The organism is Methanosphaera sp. (assembly GCF_016282985.1).
Taxonomy (GTDB): domain Archaea; phylum Methanobacteriota; class Methanobacteria; order Methanobacteriales; family Methanobacteriaceae; genus Methanosphaera.
On sequence record NZ_JAEELZ010000133.1, the window covers coordinates 1 to 7,677 of the forward strand.

Below are 7,677 nucleotides of genomic sequence, written 5' to 3' on the forward strand. Positions count from 1 at the left end.
AATCTTTTACACTGTATAATATATTTGTAGCATTATAAATAATTAAATAAAATTATCAGTTAATTAAATTTTTATTAAGTTTTCATGTTTTAAAAAAGTAGATAATTAATTCAATTTTACTGATAATATAAAATAAGAAGATTAATAATATCTATGAATATAATTATTGATAAAAAAAAATAAAAAAAGAGTTAATTTATTTTTCACATTTGATAAATTTATATGTATGTAACTAATAAATTACCGTTAATTAGGACGTGCTTTATATGGGAAAGTTACTGTTATATTTGTAGGACTGTAATTGACATTTCCTGTATAATATATTGGCATGGTTATTTCACTTTCAATAATTTCGTATGCATAATAATCAAACCATATTTCAAAAGATCCGTCTTCTTGATATAATGTTTCATATGCAAAATAACTTTTTCCATGATTGTTATACTGGCTTTCTAAAATTCCAACTACAGCATCATTCTCTATTAAATTAAAGTCAACACTATCAACAGATCCTCCTCCACCTCCGGCATTAGGATGTGGATTATATATTGGATTTCCCAGTTCATCTGTTACTTTTCCAGTAATTATTATATCATCACCTACATAACGAGGTTTTATCGGATTAACAGTTATTATTGCTTCTGGTTTAATGATGTTGAATTCAACTTGAGTTTCATTAAATCTGTAATAATGATAACCTGGATAGTATACGGTTATATTATTTTTTCCACCAACAGGTATGTATGTAATGTTATAGTTACCATTCATGTCAGTTTTCACATATGTTTTATTTTTTCCGTTGAATAATATTCCTATACTAGTATATCTTAATGGTTTATCATTAACATCAGTTAATGTTCCGTATATTGCTATTTCATTGTCAGTAAGGTTTTCTATATTTGCTGATACTTTTGTACCTTTAGGCATTACCCATATATGTGAATCGGTACGATTAAACCTGTAATTATGATATCCTGGATAATAAACACATACATCTAAACTTCCACCTACAGATGGCTTATATGTATAAGTGTAGAATCCGTTTACATCAGTACGGGTATATTCTTTAGAGTATTGTACTTTCTCTTTATCACCATAAGGTGTTCCACTTATTAATATTCCAACACTAGTATATTTTAAAATATTTCCTTTAGCATCAGTTAACTGTCCATGTAAAGTAATATTTTCATCCAAATCAATATTCTTTATAGAATCCATTGTAACAACAGTTGATTTTGGTGCTACATATACAGATTGATTGGCGAAAGATTCACTGTGGGCAGTAAAGTATTCTACTTTTATATCATATTGTCCGGCAAATTTAGGCTTATAAGTAAATGAAAACTTTCTATTATTATCTAGATTAATCTGGGCTCCAGTATCAAAATCAGATATGTTTTCACCATAAGGTTTTGAGTAAATATAAATGCCGATATGTCTTCTTCGCACTGCAGTTTCGTTATTAACTATTACTTTACCTGAGATTTTTAAATCATTTTCAATACTGGTATCCTTAATTTCATCCATTTCAACAGTAAAATCTTTATTTATATTATTATCCGTTTGATCTGAAACACTTTTAACAGTATCATTTGCATCAGCAGAAAACGAACAGTTTACAGAAAAAAGAATTATCAATAATGCTAAAAACATTAATAAATACTTATTCTTTGCCATATTTTCACCTCCCTCTTTATATATAAAGTATTTAACATAGGTATGTATCTAATCCATAATATTTATATTATTTTAATATAACTAATTAAGAAATGATTATTGAATATTCCTTATAATTAAATAAGATTTTATAAAATTTGATAAATAAAAATATATTTAAACATATGAATTTCTTTAGTATAATAAAGCTTTTAAAAATGATTTAAAAATTATTTTGTGATAAATTCTTCAAGTATTGTTACAATGTATTAAATAACTTCAGATACTTATCTTGGTTCTATAACAATTTCACTATAACAATTTAGGCAAGTGTATGATACTTTTTTGTGTCTTGAGAAAGTTCAATGAAAATTTATATCTATTATAGATTTATGTTTAGTGTATATTGTATGTATTAATGATTTGATATGATGGTTTATATTTTTTTGTTAAGTTCTCATTAATTTGTGATTTGTATGTTTAATATTAACATTATAAAGAGATAATTCACTATAGGTTTAAATTTATTTTTATAATATCTGAAATTTTTTTTAACAAAAATTATTAAACTTATAAAACAATAATTAAATTCATATTTTAATCAATTTAATCTTTAATAAAGTGAATTTATTAAATCAATGGCTCTGTAGAAATCATAATAATAATTTGAATAAAAAAAGTATTATTATACTTTAAAAAAAATAATAAAGAGAAATACTAAAATTGAAAAATAGGTATTTCAATGTATTTCTCTTTCCCTTATATAGATTAGATCTATATTATCAATAAAAAAAAATAATGATAAAAATGATTTTTTACTTTACAAATGAAATACAAATATTTCTACACAATATTTTAAATGCGCATAATAATAATAAAATTATAACACACATATTATTATATATCTTTTACTATTTATAGTTTACATAAATTATAATTTGAGATTAGATTCTTGTTGTTCTTAAACAATGAATTTTTAACATTTAATCCAGTGTACGAAGTATAAATTGCTCCACCATCGTATATTGCTTTATTATTCAGGAATCTACAATTATTGACATATAGTGCTCCACCCAAATGAAGTATAGCACCTCCGAAACCTGCTTTACAGTTAGTAAAGTTTGAATTTATGATTTCAGAGTAACCTTTATAACTGCCAAGACCATTGATGTCTACAAAAATTGCTCCACCATTTCTTTCACAGGTGACGTTGTTGAAAAGACAGTTGTTAACAGTAAATTTCCTTGACACGCTTTTAAGTATTACAGCTCCACCTGTCAAATCACTTTTTAAGTTAATGAATTTTGTGTTTTTTATATTTACTTCATCATCACCCATTATGGCCGTACTATATTTGGATGATGTATCCCTGAATGTTGAATCTGAAACGTTTATGATAGAGTTCCCTAAAGCTGTTATAAATCCATTAGCTAATTTGTATCTGGACTTCATAAAGTTATTCTTAATATTTATTTCAGATTGATATGAACTGATTACTCCATTATATTTACTTTTACAATCAAGATACTTGTTCTGGTAACTGTTATATTTTGAAGTCTCTACATATACAACTCCAGAACCTGATGTCTGACAATTTTTAAATGTTACGTTAATTGTTGTTACAACGGATTTTGGATTGATGTAAATGGCAGTTCCACTATAATGATTTGCATTTGTCAAACCATATTTTTTAGAACAATAATTGTTCCATATATGTCAAATATCCTGGCTTTACCATTTGCATCTATGGTATGACCCTTACCATCTATGACATAATTATTCTTTTTAACAATGATACCATCTTTATTCTCATTACCTGAATATTTGTAGTCTTTATTCAGAACAAGAGTTTTACTTGAAGAATTAATGTTCTTGCTAAGTTTTGTAAAGCTATTGTCATTGTTTCTATTGTTGGTTGCACCAATCAGATTATGTTGATTACTTTCTGATATAGTGACATCATTTGTATCATTATCAGCTGCAAAAGTGACTGATAAGCTTAAAATTAAGATAATTGTAAGCATTGAAAATAAAATTGCCTTTTTGTAAACTATCTTATTTTTAATAGAAAAATTATATCAACCTCCTTTTATTTATATTATTAGTTATGTAATTTAATAGCATATACTTTTATAGGAGATATCGTTTAATAAAAATAAGCATGTATAAGATTGATTAATTCTATAAGATTTTTTTATAAAAAAAGTAATTTAGATATTGAAAAAATTATAATTTTTTAAAAAAAAAGAATGAGTTAAATGCTAATAAGCATTTAATATAAGTCAGAGTATAATAAACCAGTTGCTCTGTTTTCAAAGAATAATAAGTAAACTGAAACAATTGTTGAAACAACTGCAGCTAAATCTTGACTGATTATTCCAAATACAGCACTGACAATATATGAAATTATTACATATATAACTCCAACAGCAATAATTGTAATTAGAACTTTTGAAAAACCAATTCTTTTTATATCTTCAATAGCATCTGAAATTTGTAAAGCAAAGTTTAAATCTTCTGTTTTTGCTAATCTACATTCACCCATTGTTTCAACAAATCCAAATATAACAAATAGTACAAATGCTATTAAAACAGTTATTGTCCTGTTGAGTATTAATGCGCAAACTAGTGAAATTATAATTGGTACAATAAAGTAAACTAACTGTACAACGAATAATTTTACTCCGTTTAATGTTTGTCTTGTGATATCTACTGAAGGAGCATCACTACTTCTATTAATACCTGATTTAATAATATCCAATTGGTAACCACTAACTATAAAATAGATGATTAAACATAGGAGAACTCCTATTAATGTAACAATAATTCCAGGACCAGATGTTTGAGATACTGTTAACATTCCAGCAACACCGGTAAAAATTGCAATTAAACTAAATACAATTCCTAAAATTAAATATATGGCTAATGATTGGATATGGTTTAATGGATAGTGTAATGCTTCCATTATGATTTCATTTATTTCCATTTTATTCACCTATATATTTTTTTTTAATGAAAAAAATTTTATTATTTAAATATTTTTAACACTGTTATTTATATTTACCAATATATTTAAATTATTCAAATAAAAGGAAATTAGATATTTAAGAATCATTTGTAAAATTATTTATTTGAAAAACTTTTAATGTTACAAATTCCATTAATATTTTTAACAAATAATTTATATAATAATATATATTAAGATAATAATTGAATTAATACATTTAAATATTAGAATAAATTAATATAATGATTGAAATAAATTATAAAAGGATATCTGATAAAATAATGTAATAAAATATAAGGATGATTAATATGGTAGAAAAAAAATTATATCGTTCCGAAAAAAATAGGATGATTGCAGGTGTCTGTGGAGGATTAGCAGAATATTTTGATGTTGATCCAGTAGTTGTCAGATTGTTATGGGTAGTATTTACCTTTTTTATAGGTTCAGGTATTTTACTATACATACTGGCATGTATAATAATGCCTAATGAAAAAGATGTTGTATATTAAATTGGTGATTTTTGATGAAGATATTGTTTTTGACTGATTTGTATTATTCAGCAAAGGGAAGAGAGTATTTTAAAGAAGATCTGTTTTTATCAAATATACTTAAGGAGCATTTTGATTTGGTGTTATGTCATCCCAAAAACTCCATAAGTTTTGAAGACGATGTAGATTTAATTCTCTTTAGAAACACAGGAAGTGTATTGGGTTTTAAGGATGTTTATAATTCATTTAAGAAAAGGGTAAATGATAACAATCTTAATACTTTCAATGAGTTTACAGGTAAAGCGGACATGTGTGGAAAACAATATTTAATAGACTTGTTCAATGATAGTTTTCCCGTTATTCCGACAATAGATGACATTCAAGATTTTAATAAGTTACCTGACGTCAAGGAATATGTGATAAAACCCAAAGACGGTGCAGATTCTATAGGTATGGAATTTTTATCAAAAGACGAATTACTGGAACGTGATTTAAAGGACATGTTAATTCAGCCTAAAATAGATTTTGAATATGAAGTTTCATTTTATTTTATTAATGATAAGTTTGAATATGCACTTTATGGACCTGATAAAAATAAACGATGGGAACTGGAAAAATACATTTGTTCTGATGAAGATCTTGAATTTGCAAAGAAATTTATTGAATGGAACACTATTGAATATGGTATTCAGAGAGTTGATGCTTGTAGAACCAGTGATGGAAGATTATTGCTGGTTGAACTTGAAGATTTAAATCCATACTTATCTCTATTAGAATTAGATAACACTACTCGTAATAAATTTATCAACGATTTAATAAATGTAATGAAAGAAGAATTTGAATAAAAGATTTTGATAAGATTAAGATTAATAAGATTTTAATCAATTATTTCTTTTATTATTAATTTATATTGCTCTTTTTACGATAATTTTTAATTTTATTATCATTATATTTAATAATGTCTACAATATAATAATTATTATTGAATAAAATGTTTTTTTATTTCAAATTTTTTATAAACTAGTTAATTTTAGGATTAATTTATCTATGGGGTGTGGTATTGTCGTAGATAATGTAGAAAATAACGAATATAAATGGAAAAATACATTTTCTTTTCTAATGGCCTTGATTGGTGCAGTTATTGGTTTGGGTAATATATGGCGTTTCAGTTATGTTTTATATTCCAATGGTGGTGGAGCATTCTTTATTCCATATGTTGTCTCAATACTTATAATGGGTGTACCATTTATGATTTTGGAATATGGGATTGGAGCAAAATATAAGGATTCCCTGTCAAATATTTTAAAGAAAATAAGACCGAATTTTGAAATAATTGGATGGCTGATATCCTTTATAATATTTCTAGTATTAACGTATTATATTGTACTGGTCGGATGGGACTTATACTATTTCGTTTTAAGTTTCTTTAAGGGATGGACAAGTAATCCAAATGCTTTCTTTGTAGAAAATGTTATTGTAGGAACAAATGATTTAAGCGGTTTAACCACCTTTGTATTGCCTACTTTGATTGCAACATCATTCATATGGGTATTAACATGGTATATCTCTCATAAATCTTTGGATGAAGGACTTTCTAAAGTAGTAAATATTTTAATGCCCTTATTGTTTGTAATGATTGCCCTTATAGTTATTTATTCATTTACATTAAATGGTATGGGACTGGGAATTAAGGAATTGCTGAATCCTGACTGGAATTATCTATGGAATATTAATGTATGGCTGGCTGCATTAGGTCAAACAGTCTTTTCATTATCCATTGGTCAGGCCATAATTGTAACATATGCCAGTTATTTACCTGAAAATACCAAATTGATTGATAATGTAGTACTGGTAGTAATTATAAATTCAGTGTTTGAAATATTCACTGCACTTGGAGTATTTAGCATATTAGGTTTCATGGTTCATGAAAGTGGTATAGCATTAAATGAAATAGCAACAAGTGGAACAGGACTGTTATTTGTAGTTTTCCCGGAAATATTTAATATAATGGGAGATATGGCATATATTATAGGTCCATTATTTTTCCTGGCAGTTTTCTTTGCAGGAATAACTTCAATATTGGCATTTATAGAACCATTAAGTTTGGGTATTTCAACGAAATTTAAATTGTCAAGACAAAGAACAAATACAATATTATGTTTCTTCGGATTCTTGTTGTCATTAGTTTTCATGACCGCTTCTGGAAATTATCTGCTTGGTATTGTAGATGCATTTTTAAATGATCTGATTGTAATATTGACTATAATCATTCAAAGTATAATATTTGCTTGGTTAATTGATCTTAAAACATTATTGCCTGTTCTCAACAAATATTCACACATTAAAGTAGGAAAAAAATGGATTGCTGTAACGAAGTATGTATTACCCATATTTTTATCAATATTATGGGTATTTGGTATAATTAATTTACTTAATACAGAATCCTTTACAGTAATATGTATTGAAATAGTATTCCTCTTGTTAATTGTAATGGTTCCTTTAATATTAACTGTATTGCCATATAAG

Annotated in this window: 7 protein-coding genes; 3 read left to right on the top strand and 4 right to left on the bottom strand. The window is 25.8% G+C overall.

The window, feature by feature from the left end; genetic code table 11:
• Positions 1–246: 246 nt before the first annotated feature.
• The 4 genes from QZZ11_RS07930 to QZZ11_RS07945 all read right to left on the bottom strand — a co-directional run bounded on the left by QZZ11_RS07930 (position 247) and on the right by QZZ11_RS07945 (position 4,642).
• Positions 247–1,677: a carboxypeptidase-like regulatory domain-containing protein gene (locus QZZ11_RS07930; RefSeq protein WP_292475101.1), complete on the bottom strand. Its 1,431-nt coding sequence runs from the start codon at positions 1,675–1,677 to the stop codon at positions 247–249.
• 894 nt (positions 1,678–2,571) lie between these two features.
• On the bottom strand, positions 2,572–3,336 hold the full coding sequence (locus QZZ11_RS07935; protein ID WP_292475103.1) for a hypothetical protein: 765 nt from the start codon (positions 3,334–3,336) through the stop codon (positions 2,572–2,574).
• Positions 3,333–3,680, bottom strand: coding sequence for a hypothetical protein (locus QZZ11_RS07940; protein ID WP_292475105.1), 348 nt, complete (start codon positions 3,678–3,680; stop codon positions 3,333–3,335). Before QZZ11_RS07940 ends, QZZ11_RS07935 begins: the two co-directional genes overlap by 4 nt.
• Positions 3,681–3,928: 248 nt before the next feature.
• The gene (locus QZZ11_RS07945) at positions 3,929–4,642 is read right to left on the bottom strand and encodes a DUF4013 domain-containing protein (protein WP_292475107.1); all 714 of its coding nucleotides are present in this window, start codon (positions 4,640–4,642) and stop codon (positions 3,929–3,931) included.
• A 329-nt stretch (positions 4,643–4,971) separates the two neighbouring features.
• On the opposite strand from QZZ11_RS07945, the gene QZZ11_RS07950 reads away from it, so the two are divergent.
• The 3 genes from QZZ11_RS07950 to QZZ11_RS07960 form a co-directional block, all read left to right on the top strand.
• Positions 4,972–5,172 (top strand): PspC domain-containing protein, encoded by a 201-nt coding sequence (locus QZZ11_RS07950; RefSeq protein ID WP_292475108.1) that lies wholly within the window; start codon positions 4,972–4,974, stop codon positions 5,170–5,172.
• A 14-nt stretch (positions 5,173–5,186) separates the two neighbouring features.
• Entirely contained in the window at positions 5,187–5,996 is an 810-nt protein-coding gene (locus QZZ11_RS07955; RefSeq protein ID WP_292475110.1) for a hypothetical protein, read from the top strand.
• Between the two features lie 202 nt (positions 5,997–6,198).
• On the top strand, positions 6,199–7,677 hold a 1,479-nt coding region (locus QZZ11_RS07960), incomplete at its 3' end, for a sodium-dependent transporter (RefSeq protein WP_292475111.1).

Bases quoted from the DNA above. Each gene is read 5' to 3' on its own strand.
- QZZ11_RS07930 (WP_292475101.1), bottom strand. From the start codon at position 1,677: ATGGCAAAGAATAAGTATTTATTAATGTTTTTAGCATTATTGATAATT.
- QZZ11_RS07940 (WP_292475105.1), bottom strand. From the start codon at position 3,680: ATGCTTACAATTATCTTAATTTTAAGCTTATCAGTCACTTTTGCAGCT.
- QZZ11_RS07945 (WP_292475107.1), bottom strand. From the start codon at position 4,642: ATGGAAATAAATGAAATCATAATGGAAGCATTACACTATCCATTAAAC.
- QZZ11_RS07950 (WP_292475108.1), top strand. From the start codon at position 4,972: ATGGTAGAAAAAAAATTATATCGTTCCGAAAAAAATAGGATGATTGCA.
- QZZ11_RS07955 (WP_292475110.1), top strand. From the start codon at position 5,187: ATGAAGATATTGTTTTTGACTGATTTGTATTATTCAGCAAAGGGAAGA.